A 14,024-nucleotide genomic window follows, 5' to 3' on the forward strand; every position below is an offset into this window, starting at 1 on the left:
TGTGTTCGGGTTGCCCGTACTCAGCCGGTGAGCACGGTGTTCAGGTCTGGTTCGGGAGTGCTCGTGACCGCCACGGCCGCGATGTCCTCGGGGCCCGGCACGGCGCTGCCGGGCAGGGCAACCGCGGCCGCCCCCCACGCGACTCCCCGGTTCAGAGCGGTTGCCGGGTCGCCCCCCGCGGTGAGGGCACTGAGAACCCCGGCCAGCAGGCAGTCACCGGCACCCACCGTGGAACGTGGTCCGGTGACGGTGGCCCTGGCGTGGTGGATGTCGTCGGAGTCTACCCATAGGGCACCGTCGGATCCCAGGCTCACCACGACCACTCCGATTCCGCCCGCTATCAGTTCGCGGGCGGAATCGACCACGGCCCGCAGGGTGGGAAGTTCTCGGCCGGTCAGTTCGGAGAGTTCCTCCCGGTTGGGTTTGATCAGCCAGGGTTTGGCCGCCACGGCGGCAGCCAGCGGGGCTCCCGACGTGTCGACGGCGACCCTGCCGGGGTGCCGGGCGATCATCCCCGCGAGGAACGAGTCATCCGTGCCCGGCGGCAGGCTGCCGCACAGAACCACGGGGCCGGTTGCCCCGTCCACGGCTTTCCCGAGCCGTTCCACCTCGTCGGGGGACAACTCGGGCCCGGGTTCGTTCACCTTGGTGGTGACCCCCGCGGGATCGACGATGGCTATGTTCGTCCGTGTGGTCCCCGCGATGGGGACGGCGTCGAAGGGAACCCCGGCGTTCTGTAGCAGGCGGGCCAGCAGTTCACCGTCCGGGCCGCCCAACGGCAGCACGGCACGGGCGGGATGGCCGTTGCGGATCAAGGCGTGGGCCACGTTCACTCCCTTGCCCCCCGGGTCAATGCGGCTGCTGACGGCTCGGTTCACCTCGCCCGGCAGCAGGTTCTCCACAAGCACGGTGCGGTCGATGCTCGGGTTCGGTGTCAGGGTAACGATCATGCGCGGGCCACCTCCATGCCTGCGTTGTCGAATGCCTCGGTGGTTTCGTCGTCGAGGCGGGAATCAGTGATGAGGAGCGAGACCTCCTCGACGTCGGCGAAGCGCTGGAAATGGCTCAGACCGGCCTTGCTGGCGTCCGCCAGCACGATTCGGCGCCGGGAGGCCGCGACCATGGCCCGCTTCGCATCGGCCTCTGCCAGGTCCGGGGTGGTCATGCCCCGGTCCAGACTGAAACCGTTGGTGCCCAGAAAAGCAACGTCTATGCACGTTCCGCTCAGAGCCCGTTCCACCCAGGACCCCACCGCGGCCCCGGTGCGGGTTCTGACCTGCCCCCCCAGCAGGTGCAACTGGAGATCGGAGTGGTCCGAGAGCACGGCCGCTATGGCCACCGAGTTGGTTACCACCGCCAACCCCAGGTCATTTGTCAGCAGCCGGGCCAGCGCCAGGGTGGTGGTGCCGGAATCCAGCAGGATGGTGCCCTGGCCGGGCAGCTCCGCCAACGCCCGTTCGGCGATGCGTTGCTTCTCACCCGCCCCGACCCCGAGGCGCTGCAGAATGCTTGGCTCGCGGTCGGTCTGGGCCACGGGCAGGGCCCCGCCGTGGACGCGCCTCACCAGCCCCCGCTGTTCGAGAACGGTGAGATCACGCCTCACGGTTTCGGGGGTGACGCCGAGCCGCTCCGAGATCTCCGTGACGTCCACGCGCCCCTGGGCATGGGCTGCGTCGACGATGGCTTCCTGCCTTTCGGCGGCGTACCGGATCCGGGAGGTCGGGGCGGTGGCGTTCATCAGATCTCCTGTCAGGGTTCCACGGTGACCTTGATGGCCTCACCGCGCTCGACGATCCCGAATGCGTCCATCACGTCGCGGAGCCTGATGCGGCGGGTAATGAGGTCGGCCACGGGCACCTCACCACTGGCAATGTAATCCAAGGCCCGGCGGTTGTGCTCAGGTGCCGAACCGTTGGCGCCGTGAATGTGCAGCTGCCGGTAGTGGACGAGGTTGGAATCCAGCGTGATGGTCGGGTTCGTCTTGGGAAGCCCGCCGAAGAAACTGATCCTCCCGTTGCGGGCCGCCATCGAGACCGCCTGCTCCTGGGTGATGTTCGCGGGGGTGGCGGTGATGACCACGTCCGCGCCCCGACCGTCGGTGAGTTTCAGGATCTCCTCGACGATGTTCACCTCGGAGGCGTTGATCACGACATCCGGCTGCACCGCGTCGGCCGACATCTTCAACCGTTCGGAATTGATGTCGACCAGGATGACGCGCCCGGCCCGGTGGACTCCGCGGGCGATGCGCACGTGCAGGCAGCCGATGGGGCCGGCACCGAAGATCACCACGTCGTCGCCCGGTTCGATTCTGAGCTGCTCCTGGGCATTGATGGCGCAGGCGAAGGGCTCGGCCGCGGAGGCCTCTGCGAAACCGACCCCGTCGGGGATGCGGTTCATGCCGTCGACCGCCAACACCTCGCGGGGAACGATCATGTACTCGGCGAAACCCCCGTCGTACTGGTAGCCCACGGAGGTCTGGTTCTGGCAGACGGCCATCCAACCCTTCCGGCACTCGTGGCACTTCCCGCAGGGAACTGCGGCTATGACCTGGACCCGGTCGCCGGGTTTCCAGTCGCCGGCGACCCCAGAACCGACCTCCACCACCTCGCCCGCGATCTCGTGCCCGATGATGCGGGGCGGGGTCAGGTTCTGGTGCCCGTTCTTGCGGATCTTCACGTCGGTTCCACAGGTCGAGCAGTTCTTCACCCGGATCTTCACCTCATCGGTTCCGCAGGTGGGTTCCGGCACGTCCTCCAGGCGCAGGTCCTCGGGGGCGTAGAAACGCAGGGCGAGCATTCAGTTCTCCTTTCCGAAGGCGCCGAGCAGGCGCAGGACGTCGTCAGGGTCGGTGGTGGTGCGCAGCTGGGCGGCGGCGTCGGGATCCATCAGCACCTCGGCGAGTTCGCCGAGGATCTCGACGTGTTCCTCACCGCGGCTCGCGATCGGGATGCAGACGAACACCCGTTCGCCGTCCCAGTCCACCCCACCCGGGAATTGCAGGAAGCCGAGGCAGGTGCGCTGGATGTGCTCCCGTGATTCGTTGGTGCCGTGGGGGATCGCGACCCCCTCCCCGAGGTAGGTGGGCACCTGGTGTTCGCGTTCGAACATGGCATCGGCGTAAGGCTGGGTCACGGCGCCGACGGCGACAAGCAGGGAACCGCACTGCGTGATGGCATCGGTTTTGTCGGTGGCGGTCAATCCGAGGCGGATGGTTTCGCGGGACAGGATTTCAGACAAGGTTCTCTCCTGATTTGATGGCGTTCTCGACGCGGGCGAAGGCCGGGTCGCCGAGGAACTGTTCGAAGGTGATGATGACGGCGTTGGGGGCGATGTTGCGGGCCCGATCGGCCAGGCCCGACTGGCACATGATCAATTCGGTATCCGGGCTGACCTCGTTGACGGGGGAGTGGGACACCTCGACACCGTGGGGTGCCAGGCGTTTCTTCATGGAACTGGCCACCATGACGCTGGAGCCCATCCCTGCGTCACAGGCGATGACCAGCTTTTTCACGTCGCGGCCGTTGAGCACGCGGGTGCCGGTGGCCGGGGCCCCGGTTTCCTCGGCAGGGGATTTTGTGGCATCGGACGGGATTCGGGGTTCGGCCGCATGCTCTGGCGCGGATTCCCCGGCATCGGCCGAGGTCCCGGGCGCCTCGGCCTTCCTGCCCCGCCCGAAACCGAGCAGCAGGGAAGCGACCAGGAAACTGACCACCGTGGCGGCGATCACCGCGGACAGCACCGCAACGTATCCGCCGCGGGGCGTGACCGCCAGGTAGGCGATGATGCTGCCGGGAGAGGCCGGGCCGACGAGACCGGCGCCCGCGATGCTGCCGACGAGCAGCCCGCTCACACCACCCGCGATCGAGGCGACGATGAGAACCGGCTTGGCGAGAACGTAGGGGAAGTAGATCTCGTGGATGCCACCGAAGAAGTGGATGATGACGGCGCCGGGAGCGGTGCTGCGCAACGCTTTCTGGCCGAAGAACCACACCGCCAGCAAGACTCCCAGGCCGGGTCCAGGGTTCGATTCCACCATGAACAGGATGGACTGTCCCACTTCCTGCGCCTGCGCCGCACCCAGCGGGGACAGGACACCGTGGTTGATGGCGTTGTTCAGGAACAGCACTTTCGCGGGTTCCACGACGATGGAGGCCAGCGGCAGCAGGCCGTTGTCCACCAGGATCTGGACCCCCTGACCGAGCAGGTTGACCAGGAAACCGACGACGGGACCGATCCCGAGGCGGGCCAGAATGGCCATGATCATGCCGATGATGCCGAGGGAGAAGTTGTCCACGAGCATCTCGAATCCGCTCGCCACCCGGCCGTGGACCGCCCGGTCGAACTGCTTGAGGACCCAAGCGGCGAGCGGCCCCATGACCATGGCGCCCAGGAACATGGGGGTGTCGCTGCCGACGATCACGCCCATCGTCGCCAAGGCCCCGATGACCGCGCCGCGTTGCCCGTGGACCATCCGGCCGCCCGTGTAGCCGATGAGGATAGGAAGCAGGTAGGTGATGATCGGGGTCACCATGGTGGCCAAGGTCTCGTTGGGTGCCCACCCCTTCGGTATGAAGAGGGCGGTGAGCAGACCCCAGGCTATGAATGCACCGATGTTGGGCATGATCATCCCCGCCAGGTGGCCTCCGAAGCGCTGGATGCGGGCACGGAAGCCACTGCCTTCGAGGTTCTTGTTGACACGCGCATCCGGTAGGGACATGCGAATCACCCTTTCTGACTCCGATGTCTGAATGTGTGGCTTCGAGTGGGTTTCAAAGCCGATATCGGAAGAATACGGGCAGAAACGGGAAGAGTCAAGCTGTAAACGGGTGGAAACAGAAATGATCCGTGGGTCGTATCGGACTGAAACGGGCAGATTCTGTGAAGGGGCTGGTCAGGGCCGGTTCCTGAGCACCCGGGACGGCCACCACACCATGGGGCCGATGTCCTGGATCAGGGCGGGGACCAGCAGGGTACGCACGACGAAGGTGTCCAGCAGCACCCCGAAGGAGACGATGAAAGCGATCTGCAACAGGAACAGGATCGGGAGGACGGCCAGAGCGGCGAAGGTCGCCGCCAGCACCAGGCCGGCCGAGGTGATGACCCCGCCCGTGACCGCCAGCCCACGCAACATGCCCTCGCGTGTTCCGTGCTCCAGTGCCTCCTCACGCACCCGGGTCATGAGGAAGATGTTGTAGTCGATACCCAGGGCCACCAGGAAGACGAACCCGTACAGCGGTACCGACGGATCGGCTCCCGGAAGGTTCAGGACATGGTTGAACACGACGGCAGCCACCCCCATTGCGGTCTCGAAGCTGAGGGCCGTGGTCGCCACCAGCAGCACGGGGGCCAGCAGGCTGCGCAACAGCAGGACGAGGATGATCAGGATCACCGCGAGCACCAACGGAATGATCAGGGCCCTGTCGTGTTGTGTGGTGGTCCGGGTGTCCAGATCGGTGGCGGTGGTACCTCCGATGCGCGCGGTCCCGGACAGATCCGCCCGCAGCTCGCGCACGGTCTCGATTGCCTCGTCGCTGTCGGCGGCGGCGGTCAGAGTGGCCAGCAGCATGACCTCGCCGTCGTCCACAGTGGGAGCCGGGGGCGGCGTTCCCGGTCGTCCGACGGGCTGGATTCCCGCCGTCGTGACGGGCGCGGAGCCCGAAGGTGAGGCCTTCGAGACGACGCTGACGGAGGCCACACCGTCGTTGCCCAGCAACTGGTTCGCCACCGATTGCAGGTTGTTCTCGGCCGCCAGGACATAGACGGGCGAACCGGCCCCACCCGGGAAGTGACGCGACAACGCCTCCTGGCCGGTCCGGGCGTCGGAGGCCCCCAGCACGAAGCTGCTGACGGGAACTCCATCCGCCTTGAGGGCAGGAACGAAAGCGGCGCCGATGCCCAACAGGATGACGCAGGCGATCCACACCGCACGGGGACGCCTCGAGACGAACCGGCCGGTTCTCGCGTACACGCCGGTGTGGGTCTGTTCCTCATCGGTGCGGTCGGGATCGAAACGCGGCACCCGGGGCCAGTAGGAGGCCCGGCCCAGCAGGTAGGTGAGGCTCGGGAGCAGGGTCAGGGAGGCGAGCACCGCGAAGGCCACGCCTATGGCGGTCACCGGCCCCAGGGAACGATTGGAACCCAGATCGCTGAACAGCAGGCACAGCAGCCCGGCGATCACGGTGCCGCCGGAGGCGAGGATCGGCTCCAGGACACCGCGCAGCGCGGCCCGGGTGGCCTCCATCCTCGATTCGTGGCGCCGCAGCTCCTCGAGGTAGCGTGCGGTGTACAGCAGGGAGTAGTCCGTGGCTGCGCCTATCACCAGGATGAAGAGGATTCCCTGGGTCTGTCCCGTGAGGGTCAGCACCTCCCATTTCGCCAGCCACCAGTTGGTCAGGAGCGCGACGGCAAGGGCGAACACGCTCGTCAACAACACCACCAACGGAAGGAGTACTGCGCGGTACACGACCACCAGGATCACCAGCACCAGGCCGAGGGCCACGAGTAGCAGCAGGCCGTCGATCCCGCTGAAGGCCCGCGAGAGGTCGCTGGTGAAGCCCGCCGGACCCGTGACGTGGAAGTCCAATCCCGCGAGGTCGTGTGCCGCGATCACATCCCGGACGGAGTTGACGGTCCTGGAGACGTTCGCCGTCGCGTCCACCCCTACGAAAACTTGGACTGCCAAGGAATCCTCGGATGTGATCGGCGGCGAAACCGCGGCCACGCCCTCCACGGATCCCAGGTCCTGCCCGAGGGCCGCCACGGCCTGTTTCTGGGGCTCTGTCAGAGGATTCTCCCCGGTGAACACGGCGATGGCGGGGATCTGATCGTTGCCCACGAAATCGCGATACCTCTGCCCGACGACGGTTGCCTCCGCGCTGGTCGGAAGGAAACTCGCCTGGTCGTTGCGCGCGACCTCGCTGACCTTCCCGAAGAACGGCCCGCCGATCCCACCTGCCAGCAGCCAGCACAGGATCAGGGCGATTGGAGTGACGAGACGAAACGTTCGGGTTCTCATGGGCGATGAGCCTACGGCTCTCGGGGGATCAAAGGGCGTAGTAGAGCTCGAATTCGTGCGGATGCGGCCGAATGGCAATGGCCTGGATCTCCGCGCGCTTGAGCCCCACCCAGGTTGCGATCAGGTCGGGGGTGAAGACGTCTCCCGCCAGCAGGAACTCGTGATCCGCCTCCAGGGCATCCAGCACCGCGCTCAGACTGGCGGGCACGGTGGAGACCTCGGCGTGCTCCTCGGGGGGCAGCTCGTAGAGGTCCTTGTCGATGGGGGCGGGGGGCTCGATGCGGTTCTGGACGCCGTCGAGCCCTGCCAGCAGGATGGCGGCGAAGGCCAAGTAGGGGTTGCTCGACGGATCCGGGCAGCGGAACTCGATGCGCTTGGCCTTCGGGTTGGAACCGGTGATCGGGATGCGGATGCAGGCGGAACGGTTGCGCTGTGAGTACACCAGGTTGACGGGGGCCTCGAAACCGGGAACCAAGCGGTGAAAGGAGTTGACGCTCGGGTTGGTGAAGGCCAGCAACGCGGGCGCGTGCTTGAGGATGCCGCCGATGTACCAGCGGGCCATGTCCGACAGACCCGCATAGCCGTTCTCGTCGTAGAACAACGGTTTCCCGTCGCTCCACAACGAGGAGTGGACGTGCATCCCGGAGCCGTTGTCCCCGAAGATCGGTTTCGGCATGAAGGTGGCGGTCTTGCCGGCCTCCCAGGCGGTGTTCTTGACGAGGTACTTGAACTTCATCACGTCGTCGGCGGATTTCAGCATGGTGTCGAACCGCCAGTTGATCTCGGCCTGACCGGCGGTGCCGCACTCGTGGTGGGCGCGTTCGACCACCAGGCCCGCGTTCTCCATGTGGCGGACGATGTCGTCGCGCAGGTCACCGAAGTGATCGACGGGGGCTACGGGGAAGTAGCCGCCCTTGTACTTGACCTTGTAGCCCCGGTTGCCGCCGTCCTGCACGCGACCGGAGTTCCAGGCCCCCGCCTCGGAATCGATGTGGTAGTAGGAGGCGTTGGGGGTGGAGTCGAAGCGGATGTCGTCGAAGACGTAGAACTCGGCCTCGGGGGCGAAGAAGGCGGTTTCCGCGATGCCCGTGGAGATCAGGTAGGCCTCGGCCTTGCGGGCGATGTTGCGCGGGTCGCGGGAGTAGGGCTCCTTCGTGAGGGGATCGTGGACGAAGAAGTTGACGTTCAGGGTCTTCGACCTGCGGAACGGGTCGACGAAGGCGCTGGTCGGGTCCGGGAGCAGTGCCATGTCCGATTCGTGGATCTTCTGGAAACCAGCGATCGAGGAACCGTCGAAACTCAGGCCCTCGGTGAAGACCTCGGGGCCGAAGGAGCCGGCCGGGACGGTGAAGTGCTGCATCACGCCCGGCAGGTCGCAGAAGCGGCAGTCGATGGTCTCGATGCCCTCCTCCTTGACGAAGGCCAGGAGCTCCTCGGCGCTTGTGAACATGAACCCTCCAGTTGTCTTGTGAACTGGGACCACCCTACGGGGCCCAGATTGCCCAGATCTTCCGCCATCGTAACGGCGGTGTTACAGCGCGGAGGGCAGGCTCTGCCGGTTTCCGGGGTCAGTGCCGGATGGTCCTCGTGGTGGCTGTCGCGTCAGGGGCGAACCCAAGGCAGAATGGGCATAGTATGATATGTAGCATTCCTGCTATGAAAGCTGGTGTCTTCGCTACTGAGAGAGGGTGCGATTGAAGTGATTGTGGTCGAACAGGTCGAGTTCGCCTACGGCAACCTACCGGTGCTTCGGGGAGTGGATCTCAGGATCCGGCCGGGTGAGGTCGTGTTCCTCCTGGGACCCAACGGGGTGGGTAAGACCACCCTCGTCGAGTTGCTGCTCGGTTTCCTGTCGCCCGATTCCGGAACGATCCGGGTGCTCGGCGTGGATCCCGGGAAAGCGGATGCCGGGTTCTGGGGCAGGATCGGTCTCGTCCAGCAGAGCTGGTCCGATCACACCAGGTGGCGGGTGTGTGACCAGCTCGAATGGGTGCGCGCCATTCAGGCCACATCAGGGCGGTCCGGCTCAACCGTGGCTGAAGTGCTGCGCATGGTCGGTCTGGAGGACAAGGCCAAGGTTCGGCTCGGACGGCTCTCGGGAGGCCAGCGCCGGACCATCGACCTAGCCGCTGTTCTCCTGGGGAAACCGGAGCTGCTGATCCTCGATGAACCGACCGCGGGTCTGGACCCGGCCTCCAGGGCGCGGGTGCACGATCTCATCCTAGAGCGTGTCGATGACGCCGCCACCGTGCTGATGACCAGCCACGACCTGGCGGAGGTCGAAAGGCTCGCGTCGAGGGTGGTGATCATGGGTCGGGGCCGGGTCTTCGCGGACGGCACCGTCACCGAACTGCGTGAGCAGTTCTCCGGCACGGCCCAGGTGACCTGGCACGAGGCGGGTGAACGTCACGTCCACGCGACCAGCTCCCCCGAGGAGTTCGTCAAAACCCTCGATCTCGACGCCATCTCGGGTCTCACCATCACCCGCCCCAACCTCGAGGATGCCTACCTGGCCCTGACCAAGGAGGGGAAATGACCCGCGCAACCCATCCCACGTTCCTCGCGATTCTCCGCGCCGCTCTGGTCCAGGTCCGTGGGGACCTGCGACCGGCATTCGTCGGCGCGGGGATTTTCACTGCGTTCCTGCCGGCGCTGTTGATCCTCTGGCTGTCCCGGCTGAATCTGATCGGGGGCCCGGGAACGGACTCGCTCACGGTGGCTGGTTTCGTCGGCTCGTGGAGCTGCATGATCGTCATACAGGTGGGGGCGGAAACCTACATGGACCGCGTCGGGGGTGCCCTGCTGCGCGTCCGGGTCCTGCCGCACGGCCCGATGGTGTGGGCCATCGGCAAGACCATCTCGACCGCGGCGATACTCGTCGTGAGCCAGGTGATCCTCCTGGTGCTCGGGATGTTCCTGCTGAACGGCTTCCCGCTCGGGTGGGGGCAATTGATCCCCGTCGTCGGCCTGGCGATCGTCGCCTCCCTGGCGGCGGCGCCCATCGGTTTCCTGTCCGGAGCGGTGGCGCGCGGTTCCAATCTGCAGATGCTCTCCTACGTGCTGGTGTTCGCGCTGCTCGGGACCAGCGGGGCGGCCATACCGCTGGTGACGCTTCCCGGCTGGGTACAGGTCATCCAGCAGGCGCTCCCGTTCTACTGGTCCGGGCACCTGACCCGCTGGGCACTCGTCGGCGATCCGGCCTGGGAGGTGGGCGGTTCGTTCCAGCCGCTTCTGGCCTTCTGCGTGTTGACCGCTTGGGTTCTCGTGGGCTTCCCGGTTGCCGCGGCCCTGGTGCGTCGCGGTTTCCGCAAGGAGAGCATCGGTAGGCTTTCACGCATGCAAACCAACATTCGTTCCCTGGCGGGAGGATGACTTGGTGGAGGAGCGGGTCTTCAATCGCATTGCCGTCATGAGGGCAGATCGCAAGGTGAGCCGCCGGGAGCTGGCCGAGGCGCTCGGCGTCCACTACCAGACCGTCGGCTACCTGGAACGGGGCGAGTACTCGCCGTCATTGCATCTGGCGCTCAGGATCGCCAGGTTCTTCGAGGTTCCCGTGGAGTCAGTTTTCTCCCTCGACGATTTTCCCAGGTTGCAGTGATCCCGTGATGTAGTGCTGGAGCACGGGCCCGATCAGGTTGGCGACTTCGTCGGTGGAAAGGCTTGCCAGCGGTTCTATGCCGACGATGTGGCGTGCGATCACCAGTCCTGACATCTGGGATCCGATCAGGGAGGCCCGGAGTCGTCGTTCCGGTTCGGGGCCTTCGATGTGGGAGAGGAATCTGTTGAACAGGGAGCGTGTGACGAATTCTCGCAGCACGCCCTCGTGGCCCACCAGGACCCGCCGCACCACCGCCTTCAGGGCGGGGGCGGCGGGTGAGGTCCAGACCTTGTCGGCGGCGCGCACCAGCTGCCGTCCCCAGTCATCGGGTGATTCCGATACGACCAATGCCTCCAACTGTTCCGGGCGGATGGCGGCGTTCAGCACCGCCTGGAACAGGCCCTCCTTCGAACCGAAGTAGTGGTGGATCAGGGCGGCGTCGACCCCGGCCTCCTTGGCGATGGCGCGGGTGCTGACCGTCTCGAAGGACCGGGATGCGAACAGCTTCGCGGCCGCCTGCTGGATGCGCAGTTTGGTGCGTTCCGACTTCGAACCCCCGGGCAAGCGATCACCTCGTCTTTCTCGGCATGGAGGCCGCGGCGATGAGCAGGGAGGCGAAGATCACCCCGGCCAGGGCGGCGAACCGCCACCAGCTGTCCGAGCCTAGCTCCGGATTGGCCAGCACGTCGCGCACGACATCGACCGCCCATGTCATCGGCAGCCAGTTCGCGATGGCCTCCAGCACGTCCGGGAGCTGCTCCTTCGGGACGAGCAGGCCACAGAGAAACAGCTGCGGGGCGATGAAGACCGGCATGAACTGCACCGCCTGGAACTCGGTCCGGGCGAAGGCCGATGCCAGCAGGCCGAAGGCCACCCCGATCACTGCGCCCAGGAAGGACAGCAGAAGCAGGGCCCAGGCCGGGCCGGTCAGCTCGATTCCCAGTGGACCCAGCAGCAGGACCACCAGGATGCTGCTCTGCAGCACCGCGAGCAGGCCGAACACGCAGGCGTAGGAGACCAGCAGGTTCAAGCGCGTCAGGGGAGTGGTGAAGATCCGCTCCAAGGTCCCGGAGGCGCGCTCCCGGAGCATGATCACCGAGGTGACGATGAACATCATGAACATCGGCAACACGGCCAGCATGATCGGGCCGGTCGTGTCGAAGACGCGGGATTGCCCGGGTGGTGTCGGCAAATCGTGGAAGACGTAGTAGAGCAGGGTCAACAGCAGGGGCGGGATCAGGAGGATCAGGGCTATGGCACGCGGGTCGCCCTTCAACTGCGCGGCGATCCGGGCCACCGTGGCGAACGGTACCGATCGTGCGACGGCGTTGGTGCTCATCATGCCGCTTCCTCGATCAGGGCCATGAAAGCATCCTCGGGGGTGCTGGTTTCCGTTCTGCGCTGGAGAGCTGCCACGGGTTCGTGGGCCAGGAACCGTCCGTCCCGCATGAACAACACGGAATCGCAGCGGGTCGCCTCGTCCATGACGTGACTGGAAACCAGCAGTGTGGTTCCCCGGCCGGCCAGGTCGCGGAACAATTCCCACAAGGCCTGCCTGGTCAGGGGATCCAGACCCACCGTCGGTTCGTCGAGGATCAACACCTCCGGATCACCCACCAGCGCACAGGCCAGGGAGGCCCTGCTGGCCTGACCCCCGGACAGCTGGTCGATGCGGCGGTGTTCCAGGCCGTCCAGATGCACTTTTTCGATGGCCCGGCGCGCCGAGTTGCGCCCGGCACCCAGCAGGCGTGCGAAGTAAGTGGTGTTGGCCAGCAGGGACGCATCGGTGTAGATGCTCACGGCCTGTGAGGTGTAGGCCACCCGTCGGCGCAGTCCCGGATGTCCGGCCGGCAGGCCCAGCAGCGTCGCCGAGCCCGCGGTGATGTGCTGCACTCCCATGAGGGTGCGCATCAGGGTTGTCTTCCCGCAGCCCGAGGGGCCCAGCAATCCCGTGACGGAACCGCGGGGCAGGGAGAGGGAGACCCCGTGAAGGATCTCGTTGTGGCCGCGCCTGACGACGAGGCCGGACGCGGAGACAGCTGATTCATCAAGTGATGAGTTCATCATGTGATGAATGGTACCTGTCTGGGTGACAAAGGGGAAGGGAAGGTCGGTCGGGCAGGGGGTCGGCCTCGGTCCGTGGCAGACCGTCATGAAAACAATCTCCTGCTCGCGACCCTCATCACCTTCGATGCGGGACGCCCCGGCGCGTGGCCACGGGGAGGTGCGGCGGTAGGTCGCTGCGCCAGCATCGGCTGACCCGGCTTTCGGGAAACTGGGCATACCATGAGACCCGATTACCGGGATGTCGTTGTTCGCGCCCGGGACTCTCAGTTTCTCCGAGGTGTCTGCTGCACCGAGAAGATGTGGAACTACCCGGAGGGCAACCGATGACTGGGATGAGGCTTCGCCCACTGCGGATCAGCGACACGTCCCGAGTTCTGGAGGCGTTCACGTCGGCCGGTGACATGGCCCGGCAGGGACGGGTCACCGATCCGTTGGAGGCGGAAGCCTATGTGGCGCGGCTGCTCGATCCTGATGCCTCACATCTGCCATTCGCGATGGCCGGGGAAAGTGATTTGTTGTTCGGGCTTGTTGCCCTGAGTGTCGATTCCGGGAACCGCAACGCTTGGTTCTGGTACTGGACCTATCCCGCGGCGCGGGGGCGTGGCTGGACGGGCCGTGCGGCGGCCACCGTCGCGAACTGGGCCCTGACATCGGGTGGGCTGCATCGCCTGGAACTCGGCCACCGGGTCAACAACCCCGCATCCCGAGGAGTGGCGCTCGCCGCCGGGTTCATCCAGGAAGGCATCGAACGGGAGAAATTCCTGATCGGCGGGCAGCGAATCGACGTCGCGACCTACGGACGCCTGGCGAGCGACCCCACCCCGCGAACCGAACCGTTGCCGATCACTGCTGTTCCGAACAGTGAGTAGACGCGGCATCGGCTGAGGTTTCCCGAAACATCGGCCGGGGCCAGCCAGGCGTCACCCGTCGGGCACAGGTCGGCGCAGTGGTCGCCGGGTCGGCCGGGATGTCCGGGTCCGAGACCTCGCCACCTGTTGACCCGCGAGGTGCCTCCGCCTAGGATGGTCTATACCATTTGAAGATCGCTCAAGGAGGAGCGGGGAGGAGAAATGAATGAACCGTGCGGGGCCCGCGATGGTTGTTGCGGTGCCGACCGTCATGATCCTCGGTTCCGGGGTGGCTGCTGGTTCACCGATCAGTTCATCGGTTTCGGGGTATCCCGGGCGCGAGAACGGGGTCGGGAGGCATGGAGACTCGTCTGTGCCAAGAACTTCAACCGGCCGCTGAAGGCCCGGGGAGGCGCCGGTCGGTTTCCGGGCAAGGACGAGAAGAACGCCGAGTACAACATGGACTGGGACTAGTCCGCGGGTGGCAAGATCTTCG

13 protein-coding genes and 1 pseudogene are annotated in these 14,024 nt (G+C 66.0%); 5 read left to right on the top strand and 9 right to left on the bottom strand.

Annotated elements, in window-relative coordinates; all coding sequences use genetic code 11:
- Positions 1–20 precede the first annotated feature (20 nt).
- From pfkB to glnA, 6 genes and pseudogenes are all read right to left on the bottom strand, one after another.
- Positions 21–950, bottom strand: coding sequence for a 1-phosphofructokinase (gene pfkB / locus EL272_RS05730; RefSeq protein ID WP_014846271.1), 930 nt, complete (start codon positions 948–950; stop codon positions 21–23).
- The gene (locus tag EL272_RS05735; protein ID WP_014846272.1) at positions 947–1,738 is read right to left on the bottom strand and encodes a DeoR/GlpR family DNA-binding transcription regulator; all 792 of its coding nucleotides are present in this window, start codon (positions 1,736–1,738) and stop codon (positions 947–949) included. Before EL272_RS05735 ends, pfkB begins: the two co-directional genes overlap by 4 nt.
- Before the next feature lie 11 nt (positions 1,739–1,749).
- Positions 1,750–2,796: a zinc-dependent dehydrogenase gene (locus EL272_RS05740; protein ID WP_061787093.1), complete on the bottom strand. Its 1,047-nt coding sequence runs from the start codon at positions 2,794–2,796 to the stop codon at positions 1,750–1,752.
- Positions 2,797–4,717: pseudogene (locus EL272_RS05745) on the bottom strand (PTS mannitol transporter subunit IICBA).
- Between the two features lie 174 nt (positions 4,718–4,891).
- Positions 4,892–7,015, bottom strand: coding sequence for an MMPL family transporter (locus EL272_RS05750; RefSeq protein WP_061787090.1), 2,124 nt, complete (start codon positions 7,013–7,015; stop codon positions 4,892–4,894).
- A gap of 28 nt (positions 7,016–7,043) precedes the next feature.
- Entirely contained in the window at positions 7,044–8,465 is a 1,422-nt protein-coding gene (gene glnA, locus EL272_RS05755; RefSeq protein ID WP_061787089.1) for a type I glutamate--ammonia ligase, read from the bottom strand.
- Between the two features lie 249 nt (positions 8,466–8,714).
- Here glnA and EL272_RS05760 point away from each other — a divergent pair, with 249 nt between their 5' ends.
- The 3 genes from EL272_RS05760 to EL272_RS05770 are packed head-to-tail and all read left to right on the top strand — an operon-like array spanning position 8,715 to position 10,613.
- Positions 8,715–9,551 (top strand): ABC transporter ATP-binding protein, encoded by an 837-nt coding sequence (locus tag EL272_RS05760; protein ID WP_244926121.1) that lies wholly within the window; start codon positions 8,715–8,717, stop codon positions 9,549–9,551.
- Positions 9,548–10,387 carry an ABC transporter permease gene (locus EL272_RS05765; protein WP_061787087.1) on the top strand — a complete coding sequence of 280 codons (840 nt, stop codon included), beginning with the start codon at positions 9,548–9,550 and terminating at the stop codon, positions 10,385–10,387. The genes EL272_RS05760 and EL272_RS05765 overlap by 4 nt, the downstream gene beginning before the upstream one ends.
- Positions 10,388–10,424: 37 nt before the next feature.
- A complete protein-coding gene (locus tag EL272_RS05770; protein WP_061787200.1) occupies positions 10,425–10,613 on the top strand; it encodes a helix-turn-helix transcriptional regulator in 189 nt (62 codons plus the stop codon).
- Here the strand turns inward: EL272_RS05770 and EL272_RS05775 are convergent.
- Genes EL272_RS05775 through EL272_RS05785 form a run of 3 tightly spaced genes read right to left on the bottom strand, consistent with a single transcriptional unit; the run spans position 10,575 to position 12,680 of the window.
- On the bottom strand, positions 10,575–11,177 hold the full coding sequence (locus EL272_RS05775; RefSeq protein ID WP_061787086.1) for a TetR/AcrR family transcriptional regulator: 603 nt from the start codon (positions 11,175–11,177) through the stop codon (positions 10,575–10,577). The genes EL272_RS05770 and EL272_RS05775 overlap by 39 nt on opposite strands.
- Before the next feature lie 4 nt (positions 11,178–11,181).
- Positions 11,182–11,955, bottom strand: a complete 774-nt coding sequence (locus tag EL272_RS05780; RefSeq protein ID WP_082793773.1) for an ABC transporter permease — start codon at positions 11,953–11,955, stop codon at positions 11,182–11,184.
- Entirely contained in the window at positions 11,952–12,680 is a 729-nt protein-coding gene (locus tag EL272_RS05785) for an ABC transporter ATP-binding protein (RefSeq protein WP_061787085.1), read from the bottom strand. Before EL272_RS05785 ends, EL272_RS05780 begins: the two co-directional genes overlap by 4 nt.
- A gap of 332 nt (positions 12,681–13,012) precedes the next feature.
- Between EL272_RS05785 and EL272_RS05790 the strand changes: the two genes are divergently transcribed.
- Entirely contained in the window at positions 13,013–13,549 is a 537-nt protein-coding gene (locus EL272_RS05790) for a GNAT family N-acetyltransferase (protein WP_244926122.1), read from the top strand.
- 201 nt (positions 13,550–13,750) lie between these two features.
- Entirely contained in the window at positions 13,751–14,002 is a 252-nt protein-coding gene (locus tag EL272_RS05795) for a hypothetical protein (RefSeq protein ID WP_061787083.1), read from the top strand.
- Positions 14,003–14,024 lie beyond the last annotated feature (22 nt).

This window comes from Arachnia propionica (assembly GCF_900637725.1).
In the GTDB taxonomy this organism is placed as follows: Bacteria; Actinomycetota; Actinomycetes; order Propionibacteriales; family Propionibacteriaceae; genus Arachnia; species Arachnia propionica.

Excerpts from the sequence above, each read along its gene's own strand:
- pfkB (WP_014846271.1), bottom strand. The coding sequence starts at position 950 with ATGATCGTTACCCTGACACCGAACCCGAGCATCGACCGCACCGTGCTT.
- EL272_RS05735 (WP_014846272.1), bottom strand. The coding sequence starts at position 1,738 with ATGAACGCCACCGCCCCGACCTCCCGGATCCGGTACGCCGCCGAAAGG.
- EL272_RS05740 (WP_061787093.1), bottom strand. The coding sequence starts at position 2,796 with ATGCTCGCCCTGCGTTTCTACGCCCCCGAGGACCTGCGCCTGGAGGAC.
- EL272_RS05750 (WP_061787090.1), bottom strand. The coding sequence starts at position 7,015 with ATGAGAACCCGAACGTTTCGTCTCGTCACTCCAATCGCCCTGATCCTG.
- glnA (WP_061787089.1), bottom strand. The coding sequence starts at position 8,465 with ATGTTCACAAGCGCCGAGGAGCTCCTGGCCTTCGTCAAGGAGGAGGGC.
- EL272_RS05765 (WP_061787087.1), top strand. The coding sequence starts at position 9,548 with ATGACCCGCGCAACCCATCCCACGTTCCTCGCGATTCTCCGCGCCGCT.
- EL272_RS05770 (WP_061787200.1), top strand. The coding sequence starts at position 10,425 with ATGAGGGCAGATCGCAAGGTGAGCCGCCGGGAGCTGGCCGAGGCGCTC.
- EL272_RS05780 (WP_082793773.1), bottom strand. The coding sequence starts at position 11,955 with ATGATGAGCACCAACGCCGTCGCACGATCGGTACCGTTCGCCACGGTG.
- EL272_RS05785 (WP_061787085.1), bottom strand. The coding sequence starts at position 12,680 with ATGATGAACTCATCACTTGATGAATCAGCTGTCTCCGCGTCCGGCCTC.
- EL272_RS05790 (WP_244926122.1), top strand. The coding sequence starts at position 13,013 with ATGAGGCTTCGCCCACTGCGGATCAGCGACACGTCCCGAGTTCTGGAG.
- EL272_RS05795 (WP_061787083.1), top strand. The coding sequence starts at position 13,751 with ATGAATGAACCGTGCGGGGCCCGCGATGGTTGTTGCGGTGCCGACCGT.